We start from the raw sequence: 25,926 nt of genomic DNA, 5'->3' as shown, positions 1-25,926 counted from the left end.
ATTCCGGACAAAGAGCGATGTGCTGGTCAGAGCACGCCGGAGGCGTCCGTGATTTCCGCCGACCCCCGGTGAGCGGGGTGTCCCTCGGGCCACAATCGGCACATGGGTTGGCTGGCGGCCGGGGGACAGGGCAGCCTTGTCGGCGACCGGTACCGCCTGGTCGAACGGCTCGGCACCGGCGGCATGTCCGTCGTGTGGCGGGGCCACGATCAGGTGCTGGGCCGGGCCGTCGCCGTCAAGGTGCTGTCGCCGCAGCTCGCCGGTGACTCGACGTTCCGCGACCGGCTGCGGCTGGAGGCGCTGGCCGCGGCCCGGCTGTGCCACCCGCACATCACCGGCGTGTTCGACTTCGGGGAATCCCCGCTCGACGAGCACCGCACGGTCCCGTACGTGGTGATGGAACTCAACGACGGCGAGTCGGTCGCCGCCCGCCTCCGGCGGCAGGGCCCGCTGCCCTGGCGCGAAGCGGTGATCATCGCGACCGAGGTGGCCTCCGCCCTGGCCACGGCGCACGCCCGGGGCGTGGTGCACCGCGACGTCACCCCGGCGAACGTGATGCTCACCGGCGCGGGAGCGAAAGTCGTCGACTTCGGCATCTCGGCGCTGATCGGGCAGCGGGACGCGGCGCCGGACGGCAGCCTGCTGGGCACCCCGGCGTACCTGGCTCCGGAGCGACTGGGCGGCGGCCCGGTCGCGCCCGCGGCCGACGTGTACGCCCTGGGCCTGCTGCTCTACCGGACGCTCACCGGGCGGCTGCCGTGGCCGGCCGGCAACACCACGCAGGCGTTGCGGGCTCACCTGTTCGCCGATCCGGAGCCCGTACCCACGCTGCCCGGAATGCCGGAGCAGGTGGCCGACCTGTGCCTGCGCTGCCTGGCCAAGCAGCCCGGGGACCGGCCGGGCGCGGCCGACGTCGCCACGCAGCTGGCGGCCCTGGTCGGACTCCAGCCGATCATCCCGCCGGTCGGCGCGACCGCTCCCGGCCCGCGCCCGTCACCCCACCCGGTGCCGCGCCCCGCCCGCGCCCCCGGCCTGCGCGTCCGCGCCGGCCTGCGGGTGGCCCGGGCGTTGCGGCTCGGCGGCCCGCAACCGCTGGGCGGCGGACTGTTCCGCGCCGGCGGTCTGCTGCGCGACCTGGTCCCGGTCGGGCGGCTCACCGAGGCGGTGCTGACCGGACGGCACCGCCTGCAGGCCGGCGTCGCGACGATCATCCTGGCGGCGACGGTGGGTCTGGTCTGGTCCTCGACCCGCGAGCCGGTCGACGTGGGCACGGCCCAGGCCGCGGCGGCGGGCGCCGGACCGGGCGCGGTGGTCCCGCACGGTACGGGCTGCAAGGTCCGCTACCGCGTGCAGCGCGACTCCGGCTCGGACTTCGGCGCCCAGGTCACCGTGGTCAACACCGGCGAGCACGTGCTGTCGGCCTGGTCCCTGGAGTTCACCTTCGCGGGCGGCCAGCGCCTCACCGACGCGCCGAAACGGCTCACCCAGCGCGGCCGCAAGCTGGTGCTCCGGGCCAAGAACGGGGTGAAACTGCGGCCGGGCCGGTCAGCCAGCGTGACGCTGAGCGGTAGTTACCGGGTCAGCAATCCGCTGCCGGTGGCCTTCACGCTGAACGGGAAGGCGTGCAAGGCCGAGGTGCTGGGAGCGGTGGGGGCGGCCCCGGCGGCGGACGTCTCCGGGGGGACGCCGGCGTCGGACCTGCGGAAGAAGCCTTCTCCTTCTCCGCGGAAGAAAGAGAAGGCACGCACGCCGGCACCGGCGAAGAGCAGCCGGCCACCGGCCAAGGCGCCGGAGAAGAAATCCGGCTTCTCAGTCACGGTGTGACGTCAGGTCACCGCAGCGAACCGTTCCACCTTGGTGGTGTCGCCGGCGACGATCAGGATGCAGCCCCCGGGGACGATTGTTTCCGGGCGCGCGTAGGTGAAGTCCTCCCCGGGCAATTTCGTGCCGACCACCGTCACGCCCCACTTGCTGCGTAGCCCGATATCGGCCAGGGAACGGCCGATCGCGTCCTTCGGTGCCCGCACCTTCGCGATGGCGAAGCCGTCGTCGAACTCGATGTAGTCCAGCATCCGGCCGGTGATCAGATGAGCCACCCGCTCGCCCATCTCCGCTTCCGGGTAGACGACGTGCCGGGCGCCGACCGCGGAGAGGATCTTGCCGTGCTTGACGTTGATCGCCTTGGCCCAGATCTCCGGCACACCCACCTCGACGAGCGTCAGCACGGTCAGCACGCTGGCCTCGAGCTTGGTGCCGATGCCGACGACCGCACGGGAGAAGTCCTGCACCCCGAGCTGGCGCAGGGCCTCGGTGTCGGTGGCATCCGTCTCCACGACCTGGGTGAGCCGGTCGGACCAGTCCTGCACGATGTGCGGGTCGGAGTCGATGCCCAGAACCTCGTGACCGAGGTTGACCAGGGACTCGGCGACCAGCCCGCCGAAGCGGCCCAGGCCGATGACAACGACGTTGTCCGGGCTCGCGATGAACTTCTTGTCAGCCAACGAGGGGTCGCTCCTCCGGATAGCGGTAGAGCCGGCGGCGGGTGTTCAGCGCGATCGCCGTACCCACGGCGATCGTACCGATGCGGCCGACATACATCAGGACCACAAGCATGACCTGCGCGGACGGCGGGAGGTCGGCGGTGATGCCGGTACTGAGCCCGACCGTGGCGAAAGCCGAGATCACCTCGAACAGGGCGCGGTCGAACGGCACGTCGTCGGTGAGCCCGACCAGCCCGAGCGTGCCGGCGGAGACGAGGGCGACCCCGAGGAGGGCGACCGTGACCGCCTGTCGCTGGGTCTCCTCGGCGATCCGGCGCTTGCGGATCACCACGTCCGGCTCACCCCGGATCTCCGCCCAGATCACGTACGCCAGCAGCAGGAAGGTGGTGACCTTGATGCCGCCGGCGGTGCTCGCGCTGCCGCCGCCGATGAACATGAGCCCGCTCGTGACGGCGATCGTCTCGTTGCTCATGTCGCCCAGGCTGATGCTGTTCAACCCGCCTGAGCGGGTCATCATGCTCTGCATGAAAGCCGCGAGCACCTTGGTGGGTGTGCTGAGCGATCCCAGAGTCTGCGGGTTGCCCCATTCGAAAATGAGGAAGACGAGGAAACCGACGGAGCCCAGCAGCAGCGTGCCCCAGACCGTCAGACGCGTGTGGGTGGACCAGAATCCGGGGGTACGCCACTCGCGTGCCAGCTCGAAGAGCACCGGGAATCCGATGGAACCGGCCAGCACGCCGAGTGAGATCGGCATGCAGATCCACCAGTCGTCGACGAAGCGCACCAGACTGTCGGGGTAGAGCGCGAAGCCCGCGTTGTTGAAGGCCTGCACCGCATGGAAGACGGCCTCCCACACGGCGCGGCCGAACGAATAGTCGTACGCCAACCAGAACCGCAGGGTCAGCACGACGCTGATCACCGCCTCGGTCGCGAACATGACGATCGCAACCCGGATCAGCACCCCGCCGACGTTGCCGCCGAGCAGTCCCGAACTCTCGGCCTGCGCCATGAGCCGGCTACGCAGACCGAGCCGGCGCGACACCAGCAGGCTGAGCAGCGTCGCGAGCGTCATGATGCCGAAGCCGCCGATCTGCGAGAGCACCGTGATCAGGACCTCGCCGAAACCGGACCAGTAAGTGGGCGTGTCCACCACGGTCAGCCCGGTGACACAGACAGTGCTGGTGGCAGTGAACAACGCGGTCACGAAGGGCGCGTGCCCGGGCTCAGCCCGCGCGGCGGGGAGCATCATGAGCGCGGTCCCCAGGGCGATGGCGCCGAGAAACGCCAGGGGCACGATACGAGCGGGATACCGCCACGGCGAACGACCCCGCACCCGTACCTCCCCGTCTGGATCCAGATTGCCTTACCGGCCGACAGAAAGGGTGCGTGATCGAGAGCGACATGGCAACGGCTTCGCCCCGAATTGAGGACGCGCCGCCCAGTCTCTCCTGCCTGGTGGCCCCGCACCCGGGCGGGCGTCGATCATCCGGCGTGCTCGCTCCTCTAGAGTCGGGGCATGGCGAGGCTTGCGGTGGTCAGCGGGGGCGGCACGGGAATCGGCCGGGCGACAGCGGGGATGCTGGCGGGCGAGGGCTACGACGTCATCATCATCGGGCGGCGTCCCGACGTGCTGGCCGACGCGGTGAAGTGGATCGGCCCGCAGGCGTCCGCGGTCACCGCCGACCTTTCGGTTCCCGGCCAGACCGCCGCGGTGGTCGAGGCCGTCGGCGGCCGCCCGGTGGACGTGCTGGTCAACAACGCGGGCGCGTACGTGTCAGGCGACGACTCCACCCCCGAAGGACTCGCGGCTCGCTGGCGGGCGAACCTCGACTCCAACGTCCTGACCGCGGTGCTGCTCACCGACGCTCTGCTGCCGTTGCTGCGCCGGCCGGGCGGACGGATCATCCTGACCAGTTCGATCGCCGCCCAGCGTGGTGGCGGTGGCCCGTACTCGGCGGCCAAGGCAGCCCTGCACGGCTACGCCTTGGACCTGGCCACCCAGCTCGGCCCCGAGGGCATCACCGCGAATGTGATCGCCCCCGGCTACGTCACGGACAGCGAGTTCTTCACGGGCCGGATGACCGAGGAAGGCCACGCCCAGCGAGTAGCCGCGACGCTGGTCAAGCGAGCCGGCGTGCCCGACGACATCGCTGAGGCGGTGCGCTGGCTGGCCGGCCCGGGCGGCAGCTTCGTCACCGGCCAGATCATCAACGTCAACGGCGGCACGGTCCTCGGCCGCTGAATCTGCGCCCGCGCAGCTCGTTCAGACGATCTGGCCGAGCACGTCCTTGGCGACGATCAACCCGTCCCGCACGGTGTAGACGTCGACAACCCGCAGCACGGTCCCGTCGGCCGCAGCGGGATACGAGAAGTACCCGAAGCCCCTCCCCCGTACCGCGAGGGGCTCGATCGTGAGGTCCGGATCGCCGTCGAGCTGTTCCGGCGCTGTCGGACATGGCCGCGACCGTAGCCTCCGATCGCTCCCGGCAGCGATCGCATCTCGGCTCCGCGCCACCCCTACTTCGCGGCTCCACCGGTGAACCGGCCCTCACCGGGCCTGTTCGGCCGGAACCGCAGCGCCGACCAGCGTTCGTCGATCGCCACCTGGCCGTTCGGTCGCAGGTCGAAGTCCGCCACGATCGGCCAGAGCGTGTCGCGGTTGATGTCCGCCTTGTTGCCCTTCGGGTAGGCGATCCACAGCACCGCGGGCTTGGCGAGATCGTCGGCGTGCTCCTCGAGCAGCTTGCGCGCGCTCGCCGCATCGTCCGCGAACAACACTGCGGTGCTGGCCGCCGCGAGTGCGTCGCTCTCCCGTACGCCCTCGGGCATCGGCGTCAGCAGAGGCAGGTGCGCCGCATGCGAAAGCCACACCGTGGTGTGCGGCTTGATCTGCAACTTCTCGGCGATCGTCTTCGTCATGCGGCTCACGCTGCCACCGACAAATTAAGTTGTCAAGGAACGCGGGGTCAGGGCAGGTCGACCAGGCCCAGCCCGGGCAGGGACGGGCCGGCAGTGGAGCTCACCCGGAAAGCTCCGCCCACCTTGTCGGGCGTCCAGCCGGCCTCCAGCCCCCAGGAGACCAGCAGGCGCACGATGGCCGCGCTGGGGTAGGCGTACGTCGTCTCCTCCGACGTCGCCGGAACGGGCAACTCCGTCATGTCGGCTTGCAGGACGCAGCTGTTCTTGCCCGCGCCCCACACGCGGACCCGGATGTACCGGTGCCGTCGGCCGTCTGTGCCCGGCGCCGACCGGATCTCCGCCTTCCAGGCGAACTCCCGGCCGTCGACGTGCAGCTTTCGGAGCCTCTCTCGCATGCGGTCCATGGTGTCAGCGCACGAGGCCCGAGCGCTCGGGCAATCGCCGGCCTGTGGACAACGAGGCTGCGAGGCCGAGCCTGTGGATAACCCGGGTCTTGTCGGTGCCGGCTGGTAGACATGCTGGCGTGGTGGAGATGACGCGGTCAGCAGTGAGCGAAGTCGAGCGGGTGGCAGTGCGCGAGTGCGCCGAGGAGGTGTTGCGCCGGCTCGCCGGTGAGCACGCGGTGCTGCGAGAGGATCAGTGGCGGGCCATCGAGGCGCTCGTGGTCGATCGCCGGCGCGTGCTCTGTGTGCAGCGCACCGGATGGGGCAAATCGGCTGTGTACTTCGTGGCCACCGCCCTGCTGCGCGACGGCATCACCGCCGAGCCCGGCGATCCGCCGGCTGGGCCGACGGTCATCGTCTCGCCCCTGCTCGCCCTCATGCGCAACCAGGTCGAGGCGGCCGCCAGGGCCGGCATCCGCGCCCGCACGATCAACTCGGCCAATCTCGACGAGTGGAGTGAGATCACCGCCGAGATCCGCGCCGGCGAGGTCGACGTCCTGCTGATCAGCCCCGAGCGGCTCAACAACCCCGACTTCCGCGACAACGTGCTGCCCGGCCTGGCCGCGAGCACCGGCCTGCTGGTGGTGGACGAGGCGCACTGTGTCTCCGACTGGGGTCACGACTTCCGCCCCGACTACCGGCGGCTGCGCACGTTCCTGGCCGGCCTGCCCGGCCTCACCCCCGTTCTCGCGACCACCGCCACCGCGAATTCACGGGTGACCGCCGACGTCGCTGAGCAGCTCGGGGACGCGCTCGTGCTGCGCGGCTCGCTGGAGCGGGATTCGCTGCGGCTGGCCGCGCTGGAGCTGCCGAACCCGGCGCACCGGCTGGCCTGGCTCGCGGATCACCTGGACCGGCTGCCCGGCTCCGGCATCGTCTACACGCTGACGGTCGCCGCGGCCACGGAGACCGCCGAGTTCCTGCGCTCCCGGGGCTTCGCTGTCGCGTCGTACACGGGCCAGGTCGAGGACTCCGCCCGTCGCGCCGCCGAGCAGGATCTGCTGGACAACAAGATCAAGGCTCTGGTGGCCACGTCCGCGCTGGGCATGGGCTTCGACAAGCCTGACCTGGGATTCGTCGTGCACCTCGGCGCGCCGCCGTCACCGATCGCGTACTACCAGCAGGTCGGTCGCGCGGGCCGGGCGGTGGAGCACGCTGAGGTCATCCTGCTCCCGGGGCCGGAGGACGTCGCGATCTGGCGGTACTTCGCCTCTCTCGCGTTCCCGCCGGAGGAGCAGGTGCGCACAGTGCTCGACGCGCTGTCGCCCGACCGCCCACTGTCGACGCCCGCACTGGAGCCGATCGTCGACCTCCGCCGCACCCGCCTGGAGCTCATGCTCAAGGTCCTCGACGTGGACGGCGCGGTCCGCCGCACGCGCGGCGGCTGGCTCGCCACCGGCGAACCCTGGACCTACGACACGGCGCGCCTGCGCCGGGTCGCGGAGGCGAGGACCGCCGAGCAGAAAACCATGATCGAGTACGCCGGTACGACGGCTTGCCGGATGGAGTTCCTGCGCCGCTGTCTCGACGATCCCGAAGCCACGCCGTGCGGCCGCTGCGACAACTGCGCCGATCCTCTCTTCGACGCCGAGGTGTCGGCCGAGGCGCTGGCCGCGGCACAGACCTTCCTCGGCCACGCGGGTGTGGAGATCTCGCCGAAGAAGATGTGGCCCACCGGCCTCGCCACCGTCGGTGTCCCGCTGAAGGGCAAGATCGGCCCGAGCGAGCAGATCCTGCCGGGCCGTGCCGTGGGACGCCTGTCCGACCTCGGGTGGGGTGACCGGCTACGCGCCCTGGTGGGGCCGGAAGCGGCGGACAGCGCGATCCCGGAGGAGATGGTGGCTGCCGTGGTCGAGGTCTTGAAGGGCTGGGCCCACGGCCAGGACGCTTGGGCGCAGCGCCCGGCGGCGGTGGTCTCGGTGGGCTCCCACCGCCGGCCGAAGCTGGTGGACAGCCTCGCCGAGCGGATCGCGGCAGTGGGGAGGCTGCCCCTGCTCGGGACGCTGACTTCCACCCACGCGGGCGACAGCGGACCGCGGGGAAACAGCGCTCAGCGAGTTCTCGCCCTGCACGATGCTTTTGCGGTGCCGCCGGAGATGGCGGAGGCGCTCCGGGATCTGCACGGCCCGGTGCTGCTGGTGGACGACATGTCGGACTCCGGTTGGACGATGGTCCTGGCGGGCCGAGCTCTTCGCCAGGCCGGCGCGCCGGGTGTCCTTCCTCTTGCGCTGGCGGTGGCTGGCTGACCCAAGCTTGGCGGTGTGGCTGCCTCACTCTGCTGCTGGCAGTGGCCGGCTGAACTCGAGTTACTCCGGCGGTGGTCGGCTGAACCTTGCTTGGGGCCGCTGCGCCGCTGCGCCGCTGCGCCGCCGGGCGGCCTGCTTGGAGGCGCCATGCTGTGGCCGCTCTGCGTCCAAGAGGCGCGCCGCCCGTGCCGCCGCGCGCTGCCCCCGGTACCTGCGCCGCCCGTGCCGCCGCGCGCCGCCCGCGATACCTGCGCGCCGACGCCGCCGCGCCGCAGTAGCCGGCACGCCTCGCCCGCTGGTGTCCTTGTGACCCGCCCGCGTCCAGGCAGGCCGGGACGCCTGATCTGTCACCGAGGGCTTCGACCAAGCGGTCCGCCGCTGGGAGGCCGCAGGAAGGCGAGGCCGCCGCAGCCCGTGCTGAGCCGAGCGGGACAATGATCGTCAGGACGACGGAGATCTCGGTCGTCGTGCCGAAAAGAGACAAAAGCCACGCCCGGCAGCGCACCCTTGGAGATACGGGTGGGGGGTATTGTGGGTGGCATGACCACCGACCACGAGGAACATCCCGGACCGCACGGGTACTCCGGCGACAAGGCTGCCCTGCTCGGCCGCCTTCGCCGCATCGAGGGCCAGATCCGCGGCCTGCAGCGGATGGTCGACGAGGACACGTACTGCATCGATGTCCTGACCCAGATCTCCGCGGCGAAGAGTGCGCTGCACGCCGTCGCGGTCGGTCTGCTCGAGGATCACCTCGCCCACTGCGTTGTCGACGCTGCCCGCGCCGGTGACCCGAGTGCCAAGGTCAAAGAGGCGTCGGACGCCATCGCCCGGCTGGTTCGCTCCTGACCTGAGTTTGATGGCACCGGAGCGGCTCAGGGCACCGCACGGGTGACCGCGGAAGAGAGTTGGGCCGAGGTGGCCCGAGGAAGGAAGACCATGTCTGTCACCAGCACCTACACCGTGACCGGGATGACCTGTGCCCACTGCGTGCAGGCCGTGACCAGCGAGATCTCCGAGCTCCCCGGCGTCGACGCCGTGCAGGTCGACCTCGCCTCCGGCGCCGTCACTGTGACCAGTGCGGCTCCGCTCGCCGCCGACGAGGTCCGCGCTGCCGTCGATGAGGCCGGCTACGAGCTTGCCGATGCCTGACGAGCAGGCCGACAGGCAGGCTCCTGACCGCTCCGGACACTCCGGCCGGGAGCGGGAGGGTGTGCAAACCGACGGGCGGGCCGGAGACCCGGGCTCGAAGCTGGCGGACGGGCAGGCCGGAGGAACGGTCCCTGAGCAGGACGGCGAGCTGGCGGACGCGCAGGCCGGAGGAACGGTCCGTGAGCAGGACGGCGAGCTGGCGGACGGGCAGGCCGGCGAGCCGAAGCCCGATCAGGCCAGTTTCCGGCTCGCTGCCTCTGCTGCGGTCCTCATCCTTGTCCTCTTCGCGGGCTACGGCATCGGCCGCCTGAACACCTCCGCCGAGCGCGTGCAAGCAACGCCGGCCGCGACCTCCGACGCCAAGGCCCAGAGCGCGGCCGAGGCAGCCGCGCCGCACGACGACACCGGGACCGTGCCGCACCAGCACAGCACTGACGGCACGGTCGCCCAGGTGGCCGCGCCCGGAGCGGCAGCAGCAGGAGGCGTCGGCGGACTGGCAGTCACAAGCGCCGGGCTCACCCTCGTGCCCGAGGGCACCTCGCTCAAGGCCGGCCCGTCGCAGCCGTACCGGTTCCGGATCACCGGGCCCGGTGGCGCGCCGATCACCACCTACGCCGTCGTGCACGACAAGCCGTTGCACTTCGTTCTCGTCCGGCGGGACCTCACCGGCTTCCAGCACCTGCACCCCACGATGGCGCCGGACGGCACCTGGAGTGTCGATCTCGCCCTCGCCGCCCCCGGCAGTTACCGGGCGATCGCCGACTTCACCGCGGTCGTCGGCGGCCGACCGACGCCCGTCACGCTCGGCGTCGACCTGACGGTCGCCGGCGACTACCGGCCGGTTGCTCTTCCCGCGCCGGTCACCCGGGCCGCTGCGGACGGCTTCGTCGTCTCGTACGCCGGTACGCCCCAGACGACCGCAACCCAGCCGCTGCTGATGACAGTCACCGGCCCGGACGGCAAGCCGGCGACGCTGGAGCCGTACCTGGGCGCCTTCGGTCATCTGGTCGTGCTGCGCGAGGGTGATGTCGGCTACGTGCACGTCCACCCGGAGCCGCAGCCTGTCGACGGGGCCGTCAAGTTCTGGCTCGCCGCGCCCGGCCCCGGCCGCTACCGGATGTTCTTCGACTTCCAGGTCGCCGGCAAGGTGCACACCGTCGCCTACACCACGATCGTCAGGTGAGCAGCTTCTCCAACGCCGGCGTCACGCCCCACTGGCTGGTCAGCGCGTCGTACTCGGCCCGCTGATCGTCGGTCGGGGCAGCGCCGGTCAGCCGGGCCCGCAGCAGCAGGTTGCGGGGCGTATGGGCCGAGTCCACGAACTCGACGACCTCCACCTTGTACCCGTGCAGCCGCAGCAGGGCCGAACGCAGCGAGTCGGTCAGCACGTCCGCGAAGCGCTCCCGCAGGATCGCGTGCCGGGTCACCTCCCCGTACGGGGCCGGGGCGGGGTGGCCCTTGAGCTGGGCCGCGATGTCGTGGTGGCAGCACGGCGCGGCCAGCACCCACTTCGCGTCCCAGCGCACCGCCCGGGCCAGCGCCTGATCCGTCGCCGTGTCGCACGCGTGCAGGGCCAGCACCAGGTCGGGCGCCTCGGCCACGACCGCGTCCTCGATCGTGCCGGCCACGAAGGTCACCGCGTCGGCGCAGCCCAGCTGCTCGGCGACGGCGCTGTTGCGTACCCTCTGGTCCTCGCGGACGTCGACCCCCACGACCCGGACCTTGACGCCGCGGTCGGCCAGGAATCGGTAGGCCGCGAAGGTCAGATACGCGTTGCCGCAGCCCAGGTCGACCACACGCAGCTCGGTGGGCAACTCGTCGGGCAGGGTCGCGGCCAGGGCGCGCAGGAACGCGTCGACCTGCCGGCGCTTCGCGGCCGTGCCGCCGACCACCCGGAACAGCGGGTCGCCCGGATCGAGCAGCCATTGCTTCGCCCGGTCATGACCGTGCGTGACGGCCGGCTCGATCGCCGCGGCCCGGTGGACCTGGGCGTCGCCCTTCTTCGTCACGCGGACCTGCACGGTGGTCGCTGCCGTCTCCACGTGCCAGTTTCCGAAGGGCTCGGCCAGCAGGGCGTCGACCGCCGCCGCGGCCTCCGGGCCGGGTTCGACATTACGGGTGTACGGCCGGGAGCCGTCATCGGTCACGATCTGCAACCGGGGTCCACCCTTGAGGGCGACCGGCCGGAACTCGGCGCGGGTAACCGAAGGGGTGGCACCGCGGCGCTTGCCGGCTGCGACCGCACGCGTGAGCGCGGGGTCGAGCAGCAGGTCACGCACCTCGGCGAGGACGGCGTCCAGTGGTTGGGGCATCAGACCATTCTGCCCCGCCGATTTTGCTGATCTTCGGAGCCTATCTGTTTGTTAGGCTCACCTAACCAATCATGGAGGTGCTGCGATGACCCTGGCCGACCCTCCCACCGAAAGGCTGTCCGTCCGGCTCCGCAGCGGCACGCGGCAGGACCACGACGCGGCCCAGGGCAGCGGGTTCCTCGACGCGCTCGCCGCCGGCACGCTGCCCCGGCAGGCCTACGCCGACCTGGCGGCGCAGCACTGGTTCATCTACGAGACGCTGGAACAGGCCGCCGAGGCGATGGCCGCCGACCCGGTCGCCGGCGACTTCGTCTTTCCCGAGCTGACCCGGCTGCCCGCGCTGAGCCACGACCTGGCCACCCTGCTCGGCCCGGAGCCCCAGCTCAGCGCCCTGCCCGCCACCGGTGAGTACCGTGCCCGGCTGCGCGCGGTGGCGTTCGACCACCCGTGGGCCTTCATCGCCCATCACTACACCCGCTACCTGGGTGACCTGTCCGGCGGTCAGTACCTGGGCCCGGCGATCGCCAAGGCGTACGGCCTGGACGGCGCGGGGCACCGGTTCTTCGTCTTCGAGGGCGTGTCGCCACCGGCTTTCCGCACCCGCTACCGGGAATTGCTCGACGGGCTCGCCTTCTCCCCGGCGGACGAGCAGAATTTCCTCGCCGAGGTGGGGGAGGCGTACCGGCTCAACATCGCTGTGCTGCGCGAGCTGAAGGAGCGCTGGGTATGACCTTCACCCCGGAAGTGGTGGCACAGATCGCCCGCCACATGAACGACGACCACGCCGACGACAACGTGCTGATCGTGCGCGGGCTCGGCGGCATCGGCACGGCCAGCGCGGCCCGGATGTCCGGGCTGGACCCGGACGGGATGGACTTCGAGGCCACGGTGGACGGCATCGCGGTGCCGGTCCGGATCCCGTTCAGCGAACGGCTGACCGAACGCCGCCAGGTCCGCGGCGAAGCGGTCCGGATGTACCAGCAGGCCTGCGCGGCGCTGGGCGTCACCCCGACCCACTGACCCGGCCCGCAGCAGAATGGGTGCCCTGCCAGTCGGCGGGGCACCCATTCCGGGTTGTCGCGGTGGGTCAGTCCTGAGCGCCGGTGCCGACCCCGGCGTCAGAGCCGCCGGTCATCTCGGCCGGAGCCGATTCCGTCCCGGCAGCGGCCGGAGCCGATTCCGATGCGGCCGACTCGGTGGCCGGAGCTGCCTCGCCGTCCTCCGAGGTCGTCTCGGCGCCGCTGGCACTGCGGGTGCCCCGGCCGCCGCGACGCCGGCGGCGGCGAGGACGACCTGCGGCGTCGTTGTCACCGTCGTCGGACTGCGCGTCGGAGTCGCCCTCGGCGGCCGGAGTCAACTCCGGGGCCGCCTCGGAGCCGTCCGAGAACAGCGGGGTCGAGGACGGCGCTGTGGCCGTACCCTCGTCGGTTGTCGTCAGGGGGTCGCCCGCCCGGCGGCGGCGACGCTGGCGACGCGGCCGGTCCTCGGCGTCCTCCGCCGCGGGAGCCGGGGCCGTGGGGGCCGCGTCCTCGCGACGGGGCCCGCGGGCCGGCCGGTCGCTGCCGCGGCCGTCACGGCCGCCGCGGCCACCACCGCTGCGGCTCGAGTCACGGCCACCGTCGCGGCTGCCCCGGCGGCGGGTGCCGCCCAGGTCTTCCTCGACCTCGGCCGACAGGCCCACCCGGGTGCGCCCGGCGGTCGGCAGCGTGCCCGAGATGCCTTCCGGGATGTCCAGGTCGGAGAAGAGCGCCGGGGACGTGTGGTACGTCTCCGGGGGCTGCGGCATGTTGAGCCCCATCGACTTGTCGATGAGGACCCAGCGCGGCATGTCCTCCCAGTCCACGAAGGTCACCGCGACGCCCGTCGCGCCCGCGCGGCCGGTGCGGCCGATGCGGTGGGTGTAGGTGTCCGGGTCTTCCGGGCAGTCGTAGTTGATGACGTGGGTGACGCCGGAGACGTCCAAACCGCGGGCCGCGACGTCGGTGGCCACCAGCACGTCGATCTTCCCGGTGCGGAACGCGCGCAGGGCCCGCTCGCGGGCGCCCTGGCCCAGGTCACCGTGGACGGCGGCGACCGCGAAGCCGCGGAAGTCGAGGTCCTCGGCCACCCGGTCGGCGGCGCGCTTGGTGCGGGTGAAGATCATGGTCAAGCCACGCTCGCGGGCCTGCAGGATGCGGGCCACCATCTCCAGCTTGTTCAGCGGGTGGCTGCGGTAGACGACCTGCTTGGTCAGCGGGGACATACCGCTGTCGGCGGTGTGGCCCGCGTGGATGGTCACCGGGTGGTGCAGGAAGCGGCGCGACAGCGCGACGATCGGGTCCGGCATGGTCGCCGAGAAGAGCATGGTCTGGCGCTCGCTCGGGAGCATGGCCAGGATCTTCTCGACGTCCTCGAGGAAGCCCAGGTCGAGCATGCGGTCGGCCTCGTCGAGCACCAGCGCCTTGATCGAGCCCAGCTTCAGCTGCTTCTGCTTGGCCAGGTCGAGCAGGCGGCCGGGGGTGCCGACCAGGATCTCGACGCCCTTCTTCAGGGTGTCGACCTGCGGCTCGTACGCCACGCCGCCGTAGATCGGCAGCACGCGCACGCCGCGGGTGCTGCCCGCGGCGGCGATGTCGCGGGCGACCTGCAGGCCCAGCTCGCGGGTCGGGACGACGACGAGCGCCTGGGGCTGGCCGTCGGCGCCCTCGCTCGGGGCGAGCACCCGCTCCAGCAGGGGCAGGCCGAACCCGAGGGTCTTGCCGGTGCCGGTGGGGGCCTGGCCGATGAGGTCGGTGCCGCGCAGGGCGATGGGGAGCGCGTACTCCTGGATGGCGAACGCGCGGGTGATGCCGGCCGCTGCGAGCGCCTCCACGGTCTCCGCGCGGACGCCCAGCTCAGCGAAGGTGGGGCTGTCCGGGCGGACGGGCGCGCGGGTGAGGACGGGGACCAGGGCTGGTTCTGTCTCGGTGTTCTCGATGTCGGTCATGGAGTTCTGCGGGTGCCTCTCGTGGTGCGCCCGTCGAAGTCCTGGGGCGCGGTCTGGGTAGGGCGCGGGCCACACGCGAGGTGCTCGCGGGCCGCACGCGCGTCGCCGCGGCGACTCGAAATATCGAGCCGACGTCGACGGCGACAACGGCAAGTCTACCCGACAGAGAGATTCCGCACCTCAGCGCGAAGGTGACGGTGCTGTATAGAAACCGCAGGGAGCCCCAGCTGGGACTCCCTGCGGTGCTGTCGTGCCGTGCCGGTTATCGCGTGGTGAAGCCGAACGGCCGCTCGGACTTCTCGGCGATCTCCACGTAGGCCACTTTGGCGATCGGGACGATCACCTTGCGGCCCTTCTCGTCGGTCAGGGTCAGAACGCCGTCCTTGGCCATCGCCTCGGTCACGGCCTGCTCGACCTCGGCCTGAGTCTGCGCGCTCTCCAGCACCAGCTCGCGCTGGGCGTACTGCACGCCGATCTTGACCTCCACGGGGTCCTCCTCCTCAGATGTCTTCCGACATGAAGGCTAGCCGATTTCCCCGGACGTACCGGGCGTTGACTCACCCTGCAGCGGGAAGCTGGCGATACCCCGCCAGATCAGCGCCGCGACCAGGGCTTCCGCCTCGGGTTTAGGGGTCTGCCGGCCGCTCGCCAGCCAGTACTGGGCCGCCTGGCCGGCCGCGCCGACCAGTCCGGAGGCGAGCAGCTCGGCGTTCGCCTGGTTCTGGCCCGTGTCGGAGACGACCGTGTCCGTGACCGCGGCGATGCAGCCCTGCTCGACGCGTTCGACCCGCTCGCGGACCTGGGGGTCGTTGCGCAGGTCGGACTCGAAGACCAGGCGGAACGCCTCGCTCTCGTGGTCCATGAAGTCGAAATACGCCCGAACGGCGCCCTTGACCCGCTCCTTGTTGTCCGGAGTCGCCAGCATCGCACCACGCACCTTGGCGATTATCGCGTCGCAGTGCGTGTCCAGCAGGGCCAGGTAGAGCTCGAGTTTGCCGGGAAAGTGCTGGTAGAGCACAGGCTTGGAAACGCCGGCCTGCTCGGCGATCTCGTCCATGGCGGCGGCGTGATAGCCCTGTGCCACGAAGATCTGCTGCGCGGCGGCAAGCAGCTGCTTACGGCGCGCGGAGCGCGGCAGACGCGTGGGGCGCCCCGCCGTCTGTGCCCCGCCGGACGCAGCGGTCATGTGTACCTCCGAGATGTGTTCCCCCGCGGTAGGGCGCGGATTGCCCGGTTCGCCGTCTGTCGCTTGCCGGGCGGGCAATTGTCGCGACGCTGCAACTTATCGCCACTGCAAGCACACGGTAGCCTCAGCGGGGGCAAGCGAGGAGCGCACGGTGGACGAAACAGGGCATTCCGGGGACGCCGGTGCAGCGGACGGCGGCACCGGTGCTGAGTCGCGCGACCGCACCCTGTTGAACGGCTGGGCGGCACGCGAGAGTCCGTGGTCCAACGCGGGATCGGCGCTGGATCCGGAGACCGAGGTGCCGGCCTGGCGCCGGCCCGCCACCGAGATCCGCCCGTTCACTCAGGAACGGCCCCCTCCGGCCGAGCCTCCCTCGGGAGAGATCCGGCCGTTCACGATGCCGCCGCCTCCGCCGTCCTTCTCCCCGGCGCCGGAGCCCCAGGGCCGGCCGTCCCCGCTGGAGAATGCCGCCGCTCCCCGCTGGTCGGACAGCCGCTCCCGCTACGAGGACCTGCTCGCCCACCTGTCACCCAACGGCGGCGAGCCCCGGGACGACGACCCCCGGCAGAACGAGTCGCCGCGGGCCGGGCTGCCCCGGCCCGATCCGCTCGCGCCCGAGCTGCTGCGGCCCGACGAGGGGGAGACCACCGAGTTGCGTGCCGTGAACGGGAACCTGCCGGCCAGCGCGCCGCCGTACCCGTACGAGGGCGATCTGGACGACGCGCGCCAGGAGCCGCCACGTCCGCAGGCGGGCCAGCAGCGTGCGGCCGTGCCGGCCGAGCGGCCCTTCCCGGCGGTACGCCCGGCGGCTCCCGGCGGCCGGCGGGCCGACTGGGCGACGAGCGAGTCCGCCCGGCACGCGCTGGACCCGCCGACACCCCTGGAAGGCCTGCCCAGAGTGGCCCAGCCGATGGCTACCGACGAGTCGCGTTCCGGTGATCAAGGCACGGTTCGGCCGTCGTACGATCCCTCCAGCTTTCCCCGCCGGCTGCCGTACGAGCCCACCGACACCCCCGCGGGCTACGCCCAGCCTCCGGCGTTTCCCGGCGAACCCGGTCCGGGCAGCACGGGGGAGCAGTCCTTCCCCGCGTTGCCGCAGCGCGTCCCGGCCCAGCCGGACGTGCCCACCGTCCCGGAGCCGCCGTCCGTGGAGCCACCCGCCGAGACCCCCGCGCTGGCCCGCACCGCGACGCACCTGCGCCGCGGTGACGTGCTGTCGGCGCAGGAGCGGCAGGAGGGCTTCGACGTGAACGCCATCCTGGCGGCGGTCCGCGAGGTCGACGGGGTACGCGACGCGTCGCTGCGTTCCACCCCGGCCGGCGCGCACAGCCTGCGGCTGGACCTGTCCGAGGGCGCCGACCCGGCCGAGGTGAGCCGCCAGGTCGCACGGCTGCTGCAGGACAGGATGGGCCTGGACGCCGCGATGAAGGGCGCCTCGCCGCTCTCCGGCCCGGCGGAGGCCCCGTCGGCTGCCCGGCCGGCCGCACCGGCTCCGCGGTCGGCCCCGCCGGCCTATTCGGGGTCCGCTCCGGCGTCGGCGCCCCCGGTGGCGCCTGCTTCCGCGCCGCCGTCGGCCCAGGCGTCCGCGCCGCCGATCACGCCGTTCGTGCCGAGCCAGCCCAACCCGACCGGCCGGCCGGTCCCGGCCCCCGGCAGCTACACGTCCGCCTCCCGGCAGGCGCCGGACGAGCTCACGCGTCCCGCCTCCCGGCCGGACCCCGACGAGCGGCGGCCCTTTGATGAGCTGACGCGTCCGGATGAGCGGCGGCCCTCTGATGAGCTGACGCGCCCCAGCGAGCGGCGGCCTGCTGATGAGTTGACGTATCCCGGGGAGCGGCAGGCTTCCGATGAGCTGACGCGTCCGGGCGAACGGCAGGCGTCTGACGAACTGACGCGCCCCGGCGAGCGCAGCACGGCTGGTCAGCGGCCATACCGCAGCGACCGGCAGACCGCTGAGGAGCGCCGGTCCCCGACCGAGCGTTCCCGTCTGAGTGAGCGCCAGGGCGAGCGCCAGGGCCTGAGTGACCGCCAGGGCGTGAGCGACAGGCAGGGTCTGGGCGAGCGCCAGGGCCTGGGCGATCGGCCGGCCGCGCGGCAGGGCGCGGGAAACCGGCAGATCTCGGACGAGAGGCCGGCGTCGAACGAGCGACCGGTCCCGAGTGAGGCGCCGACCAGCGTCGAGCCCGCCCCGCCGCGCCCGCTCGACATCGGGGAGCGGCCCGGCCCGCGGGTGATGATCGAGAACGTCCGGGTCAACACCTTCGGCACCGAGGCCACCGTCGAGGTGCGGCTCACCGTCAACGGCCAGATCGCCGCCGGCGAGGCCACCGGGCCCGCTGTCGACGGCTACCTGCTGCGGCTGTGCGCGATGGCCACCGCCCGGGCCGTCGACGAGCTGCTCACCACCTCCGACCACGCGGACGGGCCGGCGAAGTGTTTCGTCGAGCACGCCGCGGCCGTGCCGTTCGGCTCGATGCAGGTTGCCGTGGTGGTCATGCTGCTCTCGGTCGGCGGCTGGGTGGAACAGCTCTCCGGCTCCGCGGTGATCACCGGTGACGACCGGCACGCCATGGTGCGCGCCACACTCAATGCGGTCAACCGTCGTCTTGAGGCACTGTTGTCCTGATGAAGGGTGCGATCCTCGCCGGCGACGATGCCCTGCCCCCGGACGGTGCCGTGCCGCCACCGTGGCCGGCCCGCCGGGTCATGATCGACGGGGCGATGCTGCACGTCCGCGACACCCCCGGCACCACGCCCGAGGCCGAGCCCGCGGTCTACGTGCACGGCCTGGGCGGCTCCTCGCAGAACTGGACCGATTTCGCCGCCCTGCTCGCGGACCGGCTCGACGGCCAGGCCGTGGACCTGCCCGGTTTCGGCTACAGCGATCCCAGCCCGCGCTACTCGATCGCGGCGTTCGCCGACAAGCTGATCGGCTACCTGGAATACGCCGATCGCGGCCCGGTCCACCTGGTCGGCAACTCGCTCGGCGGTTCCATCTGCGTCCGCGTGGCGGCCCTGCGTCCCGACCTGATCCGGACCCTGACGCTGATCTCGCCGGCCATGCCGTTCCTCGACCCCCGGCGCACCGCCCAGGGCCCGGTGCTGCCGCTGCTGGCGCTGCCGCGGGCCGACCGGCTCCTCGCCTGGGGGATGGCCCGGCTGACGCCCGAGCAGATGGCTCAGCAGGTGCTGCTCGCCTGTTTCGGTGACACCACGAAGGTCAGCCCGCAGCGCCGCGCCGAGGCCATCGAGGAGATCAAGCTGCGGTACACGGTCGAGCACTACTCGAAGGCGTACCTCGGGACTTTGCGCGGGCTGGTGTCGAGCTTCCTGCGGGCGTACCTGCCGGGGGTGAATTCGCAGTGGCGGCTGGCCGCGCGGATCACCGCGCCCACCCTGGTGATCGGCGGCCTGAAGGACGAGCTGGTCGACCCGCGGGTGCCGGCGCAGGTGGCGAAGGCGATCCCGGACAGCCGGCTGCTCATGCTGCCGGGTGTCGGCCACGTCGCCCAGATGGAGGTTCCGCGCCTGGTCGCACGGGCTGTGGTGGGCATGCTCGCGGACGTCGGATCCCCGGTCGGCCGGGGCGGCGGACGCCGGGTGTCGCCCCCGGCGTGAGCAAGGTCGCGTCGAGCAACGGCCGGGCGGACAGCGCCGGTGGGGTGTGGCACGCTAGCTGACGATGATCGAGCCACGCCTCCCCGTAGTGGCCGCCGGACGGGGCGCACACCGGCGCCGCTGGTGGCTGGTGGTCCTGGTGATCCTGGGTCTGCTCGGCGCGGCCTGGCTGGTGCGGCCGTCCGATCCGCCGGTTCCGTCCGCTGCGTCCTCGTCCGCGGCCTCTCCGTCCGCGGCCGCGCCCTCGGCTGTCGTCTCGTCGTCGGCGCCTTCGGCCGCGGCCACCTCGGTGACAGTGCCGCAGGACCTGCTGGCCCTGGCCGGCGCGGTGCCCACCAGAGGCACGGGCAAGTTCACGTACGCGGCCGGGCGGGGCAGGGTGCTGGGCGCCAAGGGTGAGCTGCGACGCTTCCGGGTGGCGGTCGAGAAGGGCAGCACCGAGGACGTGGCGGCCTTCGCGGCGCAGGTGGAGGCGACGCTGGGCGACAGGCGCAGCTGGATCGGGGACGGCCGGCTGCGGCTGCAACGCGTCTCCGGGAGCGAGAAGGCGACTTTCACGGTCTACCTCGCGACCCGGGACACCGCCGGCCGGATGTGCCGGGTCGGCGGGGTCAACATCACGGTGAACGGGCGGCCGTACACCTCGTGCCGGTCCACCGGGCGCGTGATCATCAATCTGGACCGCTGGCGGCTGTCGGCCAAGCCGTACCGCGACGCGAAGGTGCCGATCACGGTCTACCGGCAGTACGTGATCAACCACGAGACCGGGCACGAGCTGGGCCACAGCCACGAGGGCTGCCCGAGGCGCGGCGGGCCGGCGCCGGTCATGGTGCAGCAGAGCCTGACGGTACGGGGCTGCGTGCCGTACGCCTGGCCACGCCGCAACGGCAAACGCTTCGCCGGCCCGTCCCTCTGAAGAGTCGCGCCAAACGCCGGTAACCGGCCACTGCCTCTGGCAACGTGGCACTTGTCATGCCCACAGCGCCTCGCTACTCCACCCCGGCCGCCAGGATGCTGGCGCGCCGCCGCCGTGCCGTGGTCCTGTTCTTCCTGCTCCTCACCGTCATCGTCCTCGTGTTAGGCCAGGCCATGCGTGACGAGACCGCCGATGCCGACGCCGTACCGGCTCCCTCGCGGCCGCCCACCCAGCCGGAACCGGCAGCTGCCGCGGTGACCACTCCCGCGCGGGCCGCCGTGCCGCCCGGCGCCGCTGACAAGGCGCTGACCAAGTCCACCGCGACCGGCCGGTTCGTCTTCGCCGGTGGCTACGGGCCCGTGCTCGGCAGCTCCGGGACGTTGCGGCGGTTCAAGGTCGCGGTGGAGCAGCGGCTCGCGTCCGGCGACGGCGGGAATTTCGCCGAGGAGATCGATCGGATATTGGGTGATCCGCGGAGCTGGATCGCCGGGCGGCAGTTCCGGTTGCAGCGGGTGCCGGCCCCGGCTGCTGCCGAGTTCACCGTCTACCTGGCCTCGGCCGCCACCTCCGAGAAGATCTGCGCCGACGGCGGCCTGCGCACCGAGGGCTTCACCTCGTGCCGGCTGGCCGGCCGGGTGGTCATCAACAACGACCGCTGGCAGGCCGCGGTGCCTGGTTACGGTGCACCGCTGGCGGCCTACCGGGCGTACGCGATCAACCATGAGGTCGGCCACCAGCTCGGCCACGGCCATGAGGTCTGTCCCGGCGAGGGGAAGCTCGCGCCGGTCATGATGCAGCAGACCTACGGGCTGCAGGGCTGCGTCGCCAACCCCTGGCCGTACGTGGACGGCGAGCGGTACGCCGGTAACCCCGTCGACTGATCCCGCATTCCCCCGTCCCGCATGTCGGGCCGGTGTTCCACGTCATGTCCAATCCGGCGACCGACGAGCAACAATGGGGTCCACAAACCGTCGATCCCGGGGAGTTCACCGTGTCACTGCCCCCGCTCGTCGAGCCGGCCGCCGAGCTGAGCATCGACGAGATCCGCCGCTACTCGCGTCACCTGATCATCCCCGACGTCGGGATGGACGGGCAGAAGCGGCTGAAGAACGCCAAGGTTCTGGCCGTCGGCGCGGGTGGTCTCGGCTCTCCCGCCCTGCTCTACCTGGCCGCCGCCGGGGTGGGCACGCTGGGCATCATCGATTTCGACACCGTCGACGAGTCCAATCTCCAGCGCCAGGTCATCCACGGCGTATCCGACGTGGGCCGGCCCAAGGCCGAGTCCGCCGCGGACAGCATCCGGGAGATCAACCCGCTGGTGAACGTGATCATTCACAACACCGCGCTGGACCGCGACAACGTCAAGGAGATCTTCAGCCAGTACGACCTGATCGTCGACGGCACCGACAACTTCGCGACCCGCTACATGGTCAACGACGCGGCGGTCCTGCTCGGCAAGCCGTACGTCTGGGGCTCGATCTACCGCTTCGACGGCCAGGCGTCGGTGTTCTGGGAGGAGCACGGTCCCTGCTACCGCTGCCTCTACCCGGAGCCGCCCCCGCCCGGCATGGTCCCGTCCTGTGCCGAGGGCGGCGTCCTGGGCGTGCTGTGCGCGTCGATCGGTTCCATCCAGGTCAACGAGGCGATCAAGCTGATCACCGGCATCGGCGAGCCGCTGGTCGGCAGGCTGATGGTCTACGACGCCCTGGAGATGGAATACCGCAAGATCAAGGTGCGCAAGGACCCGAACTGCGCGCTCTGCGGGGAGAACCCGACGGTCACCGATCTGCTCGAGGACTACGACGACTTCTGCGGCGCCGTCTCCGAGGAAGCGCAGGAGGCCACCCTGAACGCGACGATCACGGCGCGCGAGCTCAAGGAATGGCAGGACTCCGGCAAGGACATGTTCCTGGTCGACGTCCGCGAGCCCGCCGAGTACGAGATCGTCAGCATCCCGGGGGCGACCCTGATCCCCAAGGGCGACATCCTGTCCGGTGAGGCGCTGGCGCGCTTCCCGCAGGACCGGCAGATCGTGCTGCACTGCAAGTCGGGTGTCCGCTCGGCCGAGGCGCTCGCCGCGCTCAAGGCGGCCGGCTTCAAGGACGCCGTGCACGTCCAGGGCGGCGTCGTGTCCTGGGTCAACACGGTGGACCCGTCGCTCCCCTCGTACTGAGTCATCCGTCAGCGTGACGGCCGTCGATCCCACTCAGGGTCGGCGGCCGTCGCTCTGTATACGCCGCGTTACCGACGCCAGTCCGCCTCCCGCGTAGCTCCTCCTGGTGATTACGCTGCGTTGATCGTGCGTGACCAAGGCGGACGGAGCGGACCTATTAGACAGTTACCGAGACACCGCAGCGGAACGGTGGACCGGGCGGTAGCGTCACGGTCGTGGTCGACATCGATGCGGCGATCGGATACGTCGTAGCGCACGGCGACCCGGTGGAACGGGCCCGGTTGTCCTACCTGCGTACGGGCACGTCGCCGCCGGCCTCGGCGCTGGAACGGATCGAGATCGAGCAGACCCCGGCGGGCGGCTGGCCCGCGGCCGGGGACGGTTCCGTGCCCTCGGTCGACGCCACCTGCTTCCGCCTGGCCGAGCTCGACGACCTCGGCGGGCTGCACGGCCCCGCGGTCGAGCGCGCGCTGGCCTGGCTGGTCTCGGTGCAGCGCCAGGACGGCACCTGGCAGGAGGACGAGTCACTGGCCGCCGAGGCGCCGGCCTGGGCGATGCCCGGTGACCCGGAGGCGACCCTCTACCTGACGGCGGTGGCCGGCTTCTGGCTCACCGTCGCGGAGGTCGAGGCGCACCCGCACCACGAGGCGCCGGCCCGCTATGCCGCGACCCTGCAGGCCGCCGCCCGGTTCGTGGTCGACCGGCTGCGCCCGGACGGCACCTGGCCGTCGTTCCTGGCGACCGGCTGGCACGCCGCCGGACTCCTGCACGAGCAGCAGTTCTTCTACGAGTCGGCGCGGGTGCAGCTGGTGCTGGGCGACCGGCTGCCCGACATGTCCCCGGCGGACGCGGCCAACATGGCGGCCGCCCTGCGCCGGGTCAATCTCGGTGACGACTGGCTGCTGCAGAGCGCCCGGAAGCGCCTGAGCGAGACCCAGCGCACGGACGGCGGCTGGGACAGCGACGAGGGGCCGCTGTTCGACGTCAACACGACGCTGACCGCCATCCGCGCGTGCCGGACGTGGACCACCGCCCGGCACTGAGCCGGCCCGGCGTCAGCGGGTGTGGCCGTTGCCCGTGACGATGTACTTGGTCGAGGTGAGCTCCGGCAGGCCCATCGGGCCCCGGGCGTGCAGCTTCTGGGTGCTGATGCCGATCTCCGCGCCGAAGCCGAACTCGCCGCCGTCGGTGAAGCGGGTCGAGGCGTTGATCATCACGGCGGCCGCGTCCACCCGGGCCGCGAAGCGCCGGGCCGCGACCAGGCTCTCCGTCACGATCGCCTCGGTGTGCCCGGTGCCGTAGCGGCGGATGTGGTCGAGCGCGTCGTCCAGGGAGTCGACCACCGCGACGGCGATGTCCGCCGACAGGTACTCCTTGCCCCAGTCCTCGTCAGTCGCCGGCACCACGCCCTCGAAGCCCGCCACCCGGGGGTCGCCGTGCACGGTCACGCCGGCCGACACCAGCTCCTCGATCACCAGCGGCAGGAACGACTCGGCCAGCGCCGAATGCACCAGCAGCGACTCCGCCGTGTTGCAGGTGGACAGTCGCTGGGTCTTGGAGTTGAGCACCACGCCGAGGGCCTTCTCCAGGTCGGCGCCCTCGTCGACGTACACGTGGCAGTTGCCCACGCCGGTCTCGATCACCGGCACCGTCGACTCCTCGACCACCGTCTTGATCAGCGAGGCGCCGCCGCGCGGGATCAGCACGTCGACCAGGCCGCGGGCCCGCATCAGCTCCTTGACCGAGTCGCGGGTCGTGGCGTCGAGCAGCTGGATGGTGTTGGCCGGCAGGTGCGAGTCGGCGACGGCCTTGCGCAGCACCGAGACGATCGCCGCGTTCGAGCTCTGGGCCGAGCCGGAACCGCGCAGCAGCACCGCGTTGCCCGACTTCAGGCAGATGCCCGCCGCGTCCGCCGTCACGTTGGGCCGGCCCTCGTAGATGATGCCGACCACGCCGAACGGCACCCGGACCTGACGCAGCTCGAGGCCGTTGGCCAGGGTCGCGCCGCGCACCACGTCGCCGACCGGGTCGGGCAGGGCGGCCAGCTGCCGCAGGCCGTCGGCCATCGCGGCGACCCGCCCGGCGGTCAGCGTCAGCCGGTCGATCATGGCCTCGGACAGCCCACCGGTACGGCCGTTCTCGACGTCCACGGCGTTGGCGGCGACGATGTCGTCGGTGCGCTCGACCAGCCGGTCCGCCATCAGCAGCAGCGCGGCGTCCTTCTCGGCGCGGGTGGCGGCGGCCAGGTCGATGCCGGCGACCCGGGCCTCGGCGGCCTGCTGAAGCACAGTCATGAAGACTCCTCGTTCGTTGCGCCGTGACGGACGGCGACGGCTCAATCCTGCACCGTCGGGCCCGCTAAGTCATGTCCCCTGCGCGCGGCTCACAGCAGCACCAGGTCGTCGCGGTGGACGACCTCGCGCTCGTAGCCGGGACCGAGCGCCGCCGCCAGCTCCGGCGTCGAGCGGCCCAGCAGTGCCGGCAGTTCGACCGCGTCGTAGTTCACCAGACCGCGGGCCACCGATGTGCCCGAGCCCGCGTCGACCAGATCCACCGGGTCGCCGGAGACGAAGGAGCCGTCCACCGCGGTGATCCCGGCCGGCAGCAGCGACTTGCGCCGGGCGACGACCGCCGCGACCGCACCCGGATCCAGGTGCAGGCGTCCGCGCGGCGAGGTCGCGTGGGCCAGCCAGAAGAGCCGGGCCGCCGGGCGGTGCTCGACCGCGTGGAACAGGGTGCCGACGTCGTCACCGGCCAGGGCGGCGGCGGCCAGCGGGGCCGCGGTCAGCACCACCGGGATGCCGAAGCCGGTCGCGATCCGGACCGCCTCGACCTTGGTGACCATGCCGCCGGTCCCCACGCCGGACTTGCCGGCCGTGCCGACCGAGACGTCCGCGAGGTCGGCCTCGTCGCGGACCACCGTGATGCGGCGCGCGGCCGGCGACGACGGGTCGCCGGTGTAGAGCGCGTCCACGTCGGAGAGCAGGACCAGCAGGTCGGCCTGGACCAGGGCGGCCACCAGGGCGGCGAGCCGGTCGTTGTCGCCGAACCGGATCTCCTCGGTGGCCACCGTGTCGTTCTCGTTGACGATCGGCAGGGCCCCGAGGTCGAGCAGCTTGCGCAGCGTCCGGTACGCGTTGCGGTAGTGCGCGCGCCGGGTGACGTCGTCCACGGTGAGCAGGATCTGCCCCACGGTCACCCCGTGCCGGGCGAAACCGGCCGCGTACCGCCCGATCAGCAGGCCCTGGCCCACGGAGGCCGCGGCCTGCTGGGTGGCCAGGTCGCGCGGACGCCGGGGGAGTTTCAGCGGGGCCAGGCCGGCGGCGATGGCGCCGCTGGAGACCAGCACCATTTCCCGGCCCTGCGCGGCGAGTCCGCCGATGGCGTCGACGAGGGCGTCCACCCGCCGCTCGTCTATCCCACCGGCCGCGGTGGTCAGGGAGGACGAGCCCACCTTCACCACGATCCGTCGCGCACCCGTCACCTGTTCCCGCACCC

General features: G+C 72.0%; 25 protein-coding genes. 14 read left to right on the top strand and 11 right to left on the bottom strand.

The features are described from left to right. Nucleotides 1-102 precede the first annotated feature (102 nt). Nucleotides 103-1,824: a serine/threonine-protein kinase gene (locus tag Aau02nite_RS06605; RefSeq protein WP_212987402.1), complete on the top strand. Its 1,722-nt coding sequence runs from the start codon at nucleotides 103-105 to the stop codon at nucleotides 1,822-1,824. A gap of 2 nt (nucleotides 1,825-1,826) precedes the next feature. On the opposite strand, the gene Aau02nite_RS06600 is transcribed toward Aau02nite_RS06605, so the two are convergent. Together Aau02nite_RS06600 and Aau02nite_RS06595 are read right to left on the bottom strand one after the other, a co-directional pair. Next, nucleotides 1,827-2,501, bottom strand: a complete 675-nt coding sequence (locus tag Aau02nite_RS06600) for a potassium channel family protein (RefSeq protein ID WP_212987401.1) — start codon at nucleotides 2,499-2,501, stop codon at nucleotides 1,827-1,829. Further along, the gene (locus tag Aau02nite_RS06595; RefSeq protein WP_212987400.1) at nucleotides 2,494-3,795 is read right to left on the bottom strand and encodes a TrkH family potassium uptake protein; all 1,302 of its coding nucleotides are present in this window, start codon (nucleotides 3,793-3,795) and stop codon (nucleotides 2,494-2,496) included. The genes Aau02nite_RS06600 and Aau02nite_RS06595 overlap by 8 nt, the downstream gene beginning before the upstream one ends. Before the next feature lie 222 nt (nucleotides 3,796-4,017). On the opposite strand from Aau02nite_RS06595, the gene Aau02nite_RS06590 reads away from it, so the two are divergent. Then, a complete protein-coding gene (locus tag Aau02nite_RS06590) occupies nucleotides 4,018-4,743 on the top strand; it encodes an SDR family NAD(P)-dependent oxidoreductase (protein ID WP_212987399.1) in 726 nt (241 codons plus the stop codon). A 21-nt stretch (nucleotides 4,744-4,764) separates the two neighbouring features. Here the strand turns inward: Aau02nite_RS06590 and Aau02nite_RS06585 are convergent, their stop codons facing one another. From Aau02nite_RS06585 to Aau02nite_RS06575, 3 genes are read right to left on the bottom strand one after another with little or no spacing between them, the layout of a single operon-like run. Continuing rightward, nucleotides 4,765-5,016 (bottom strand): hypothetical protein, encoded by a 252-nt coding sequence (locus Aau02nite_RS06585; RefSeq protein WP_212987398.1) that lies wholly within the window; start codon nucleotides 5,014-5,016, stop codon nucleotides 4,765-4,767. 2 nt (nucleotides 5,017-5,018) lie between these two features. Then, nucleotides 5,019-5,420, bottom strand: a complete 402-nt coding sequence (locus tag Aau02nite_RS06580) for a hypothetical protein (protein ID WP_212987397.1) — start codon at nucleotides 5,418-5,420, stop codon at nucleotides 5,019-5,021. A gap of 47 nt (nucleotides 5,421-5,467) precedes the next feature. Further along, nucleotides 5,468-5,815 (bottom strand): integrase, encoded by a 348-nt coding sequence (locus Aau02nite_RS06575; protein ID WP_212987396.1) that lies wholly within the window; start codon nucleotides 5,813-5,815, stop codon nucleotides 5,468-5,470. A 137-nt stretch (nucleotides 5,816-5,952) separates the two neighbouring features. Between Aau02nite_RS06575 and Aau02nite_RS06570 the strand changes: the two genes are divergently transcribed. The 4 genes from Aau02nite_RS06570 (at nucleotide 5,953) to Aau02nite_RS06555 (ending at nucleotide 10,441) form a co-directional block, all read left to right on the top strand. After that, nucleotides 5,953-8,109 carry a RecQ family ATP-dependent DNA helicase gene (locus Aau02nite_RS06570; protein ID WP_212987395.1) on the top strand — a complete coding sequence of 719 codons (2,157 nt, stop codon included), beginning with the start codon at nucleotides 5,953-5,955 and terminating at the stop codon, nucleotides 8,107-8,109. A 540-nt stretch (nucleotides 8,110-8,649) separates the two neighbouring features. Next, entirely contained in the window at nucleotides 8,650-8,955 is a 306-nt protein-coding gene (locus tag Aau02nite_RS06565; protein ID WP_212987394.1) for a metal-sensitive transcriptional regulator, read from the top strand. 90 nt (nucleotides 8,956-9,045) lie between these two features. Then, nucleotides 9,046-9,258 (top strand): heavy-metal-associated domain-containing protein, encoded by a 213-nt coding sequence (locus Aau02nite_RS06560; RefSeq protein WP_212987393.1) that lies wholly within the window; start codon nucleotides 9,046-9,048, stop codon nucleotides 9,256-9,258. Further along, a complete protein-coding gene (locus Aau02nite_RS06555; RefSeq protein WP_246594946.1) occupies nucleotides 9,251-10,441 on the top strand; it encodes a DUF8832 domain-containing protein in 1,191 nt (396 codons plus the stop codon). Before Aau02nite_RS06560 ends, Aau02nite_RS06555 begins: the two co-directional genes overlap by 8 nt. On the opposite strand, the gene Aau02nite_RS06550 is transcribed toward Aau02nite_RS06555, so the two are convergent. Further along, a complete protein-coding gene (locus Aau02nite_RS06550; RefSeq protein WP_212987392.1) occupies nucleotides 10,434-11,570 on the bottom strand; it encodes a class I SAM-dependent methyltransferase in 1,137 nt (378 codons plus the stop codon). The genes Aau02nite_RS06555 and Aau02nite_RS06550 overlap by 8 nt on opposite strands. 85 nt (nucleotides 11,571-11,655) lie before the next feature. Between Aau02nite_RS06550 and Aau02nite_RS06545 the strand changes: the two genes are divergently transcribed. Together Aau02nite_RS06545 and Aau02nite_RS06540 are read left to right on the top strand one after the other, a co-directional pair. Continuing rightward, nucleotides 11,656-12,300 (top strand): biliverdin-producing heme oxygenase, encoded by a 645-nt coding sequence (locus tag Aau02nite_RS06545; protein ID WP_212987391.1) that lies wholly within the window; start codon nucleotides 11,656-11,658, stop codon nucleotides 12,298-12,300. Next, complete coding sequence (locus Aau02nite_RS06540; RefSeq protein ID WP_212987390.1) at nucleotides 12,297-12,590, top strand: DUF2470 domain-containing protein; 294 nt, start codon at nucleotides 12,297-12,299, stop codon at nucleotides 12,588-12,590. Before Aau02nite_RS06545 ends, Aau02nite_RS06540 begins: the two co-directional genes overlap by 4 nt. Nucleotides 12,591-12,657: 67 nt before the next feature. Here Aau02nite_RS06540 and Aau02nite_RS06535 read toward each other — a convergent pair whose 3' ends face one another. The 3 genes from Aau02nite_RS06535 to Aau02nite_RS06525 all read right to left on the bottom strand — a co-directional run bounded on the left by Aau02nite_RS06535 (nucleotide 12,658) and on the right by Aau02nite_RS06525 (nucleotide 15,721). Then, nucleotides 12,658-14,535, bottom strand: coding sequence for a DEAD/DEAH box helicase (locus Aau02nite_RS06535; protein ID WP_212987389.1), 1,878 nt, complete (start codon nucleotides 14,533-14,535; stop codon nucleotides 12,658-12,660). A 262-nt stretch (nucleotides 14,536-14,797) separates the two neighbouring features. Next, nucleotides 14,798-15,022 (bottom strand): DUF3107 domain-containing protein, encoded by a 225-nt coding sequence (locus tag Aau02nite_RS06530; RefSeq protein ID WP_023358056.1) that lies wholly within the window; start codon nucleotides 15,020-15,022, stop codon nucleotides 14,798-14,800. Nucleotides 15,023-15,058: 36 nt separating this feature from the next. Continuing rightward, complete coding sequence (locus Aau02nite_RS06525; RefSeq protein WP_212987388.1) at nucleotides 15,059-15,721, bottom strand: TetR/AcrR family transcriptional regulator; 663 nt, start codon at nucleotides 15,719-15,721, stop codon at nucleotides 15,059-15,061. A 151-nt stretch (nucleotides 15,722-15,872) separates the two neighbouring features. Between Aau02nite_RS06525 and Aau02nite_RS46245 the strand changes: the two genes are divergently transcribed. The 6 genes from Aau02nite_RS46245 to Aau02nite_RS06495 all read left to right on the top strand — a co-directional run bounded on the left by Aau02nite_RS46245 (nucleotide 15,873) and on the right by Aau02nite_RS06495 (nucleotide 23,471). Beyond that, nucleotides 15,873-18,347 carry a hypothetical protein gene (locus Aau02nite_RS46245; protein ID WP_246594945.1) on the top strand — a complete coding sequence of 825 codons (2,475 nt, stop codon included), beginning with the start codon at nucleotides 15,873-15,875 and terminating at the stop codon, nucleotides 18,345-18,347. Further along, on the top strand, nucleotides 18,347-19,339 hold the full coding sequence (locus tag Aau02nite_RS06515) for an alpha/beta fold hydrolase (RefSeq protein ID WP_212987387.1): 993 nt from the start codon (nucleotides 18,347-18,349) through the stop codon (nucleotides 19,337-19,339). The genes Aau02nite_RS46245 and Aau02nite_RS06515 overlap by 1 nt, the downstream gene beginning before the upstream one ends. Before the next feature lie 64 nt (nucleotides 19,340-19,403). Then, the gene (locus Aau02nite_RS06510; protein WP_212987386.1) at nucleotides 19,404-20,255 is read left to right on the top strand and encodes a DUF3152 domain-containing protein; all 852 of its coding nucleotides are present in this window, start codon (nucleotides 19,404-19,406) and stop codon (nucleotides 20,253-20,255) included. 56 nt (nucleotides 20,256-20,311) lie between these two features. After that, complete coding sequence (locus Aau02nite_RS06505) at nucleotides 20,312-21,136, top strand: DUF3152 domain-containing protein (protein ID WP_212987385.1); 825 nt, start codon at nucleotides 20,312-20,314, stop codon at nucleotides 21,134-21,136. Between the two features lie 44 nt (nucleotides 21,137-21,180). Beyond that, a complete protein-coding gene (moeZ, locus tag Aau02nite_RS06500) occupies nucleotides 21,181-22,428 on the top strand; it encodes an adenylyltransferase/sulfurtransferase MoeZ (RefSeq protein ID WP_246594944.1) in 1,248 nt (415 codons plus the stop codon). A gap of 215 nt (nucleotides 22,429-22,643) precedes the next feature. Beyond that, nucleotides 22,644-23,471, top strand: coding sequence for a prenyltransferase/squalene oxidase repeat-containing protein (locus Aau02nite_RS06495; protein ID WP_212987384.1), 828 nt, complete (start codon nucleotides 22,644-22,646; stop codon nucleotides 23,469-23,471). Between the two features lie 12 nt (nucleotides 23,472-23,483). Here the strand turns inward: Aau02nite_RS06495 and Aau02nite_RS06490 are convergent, their stop codons facing one another. Continuing rightward, nucleotides 23,484-24,722 carry a glutamate-5-semialdehyde dehydrogenase gene (locus Aau02nite_RS06490; RefSeq protein WP_212987383.1) on the bottom strand — a complete coding sequence of 413 codons (1,239 nt, stop codon included), beginning with the start codon at nucleotides 24,720-24,722 and terminating at the stop codon, nucleotides 23,484-23,486. A gap of 89 nt (nucleotides 24,723-24,811) precedes the next feature. Continuing rightward, complete coding sequence (proB, locus tag Aau02nite_RS06485; RefSeq protein WP_438841104.1) at nucleotides 24,812-25,924, bottom strand: glutamate 5-kinase; 1,113 nt, start codon at nucleotides 25,922-25,924, stop codon at nucleotides 24,812-24,814. Nucleotides 25,925-25,926 lie beyond the last annotated feature (2 nt).

Origin of the sequence: Actinoplanes auranticolor, from assembly GCF_018332655.1 — a bacterium.
Classification (GTDB): Bacteria; Actinomycetota; Actinomycetes; order Mycobacteriales; family Micromonosporaceae; genus Actinoplanes; species Actinoplanes auranticolor.
The sequence above is the reverse complement of the archived record's forward strand: the minus strand, read 5'-3'. Positions and strand labels throughout refer to the sequence as shown.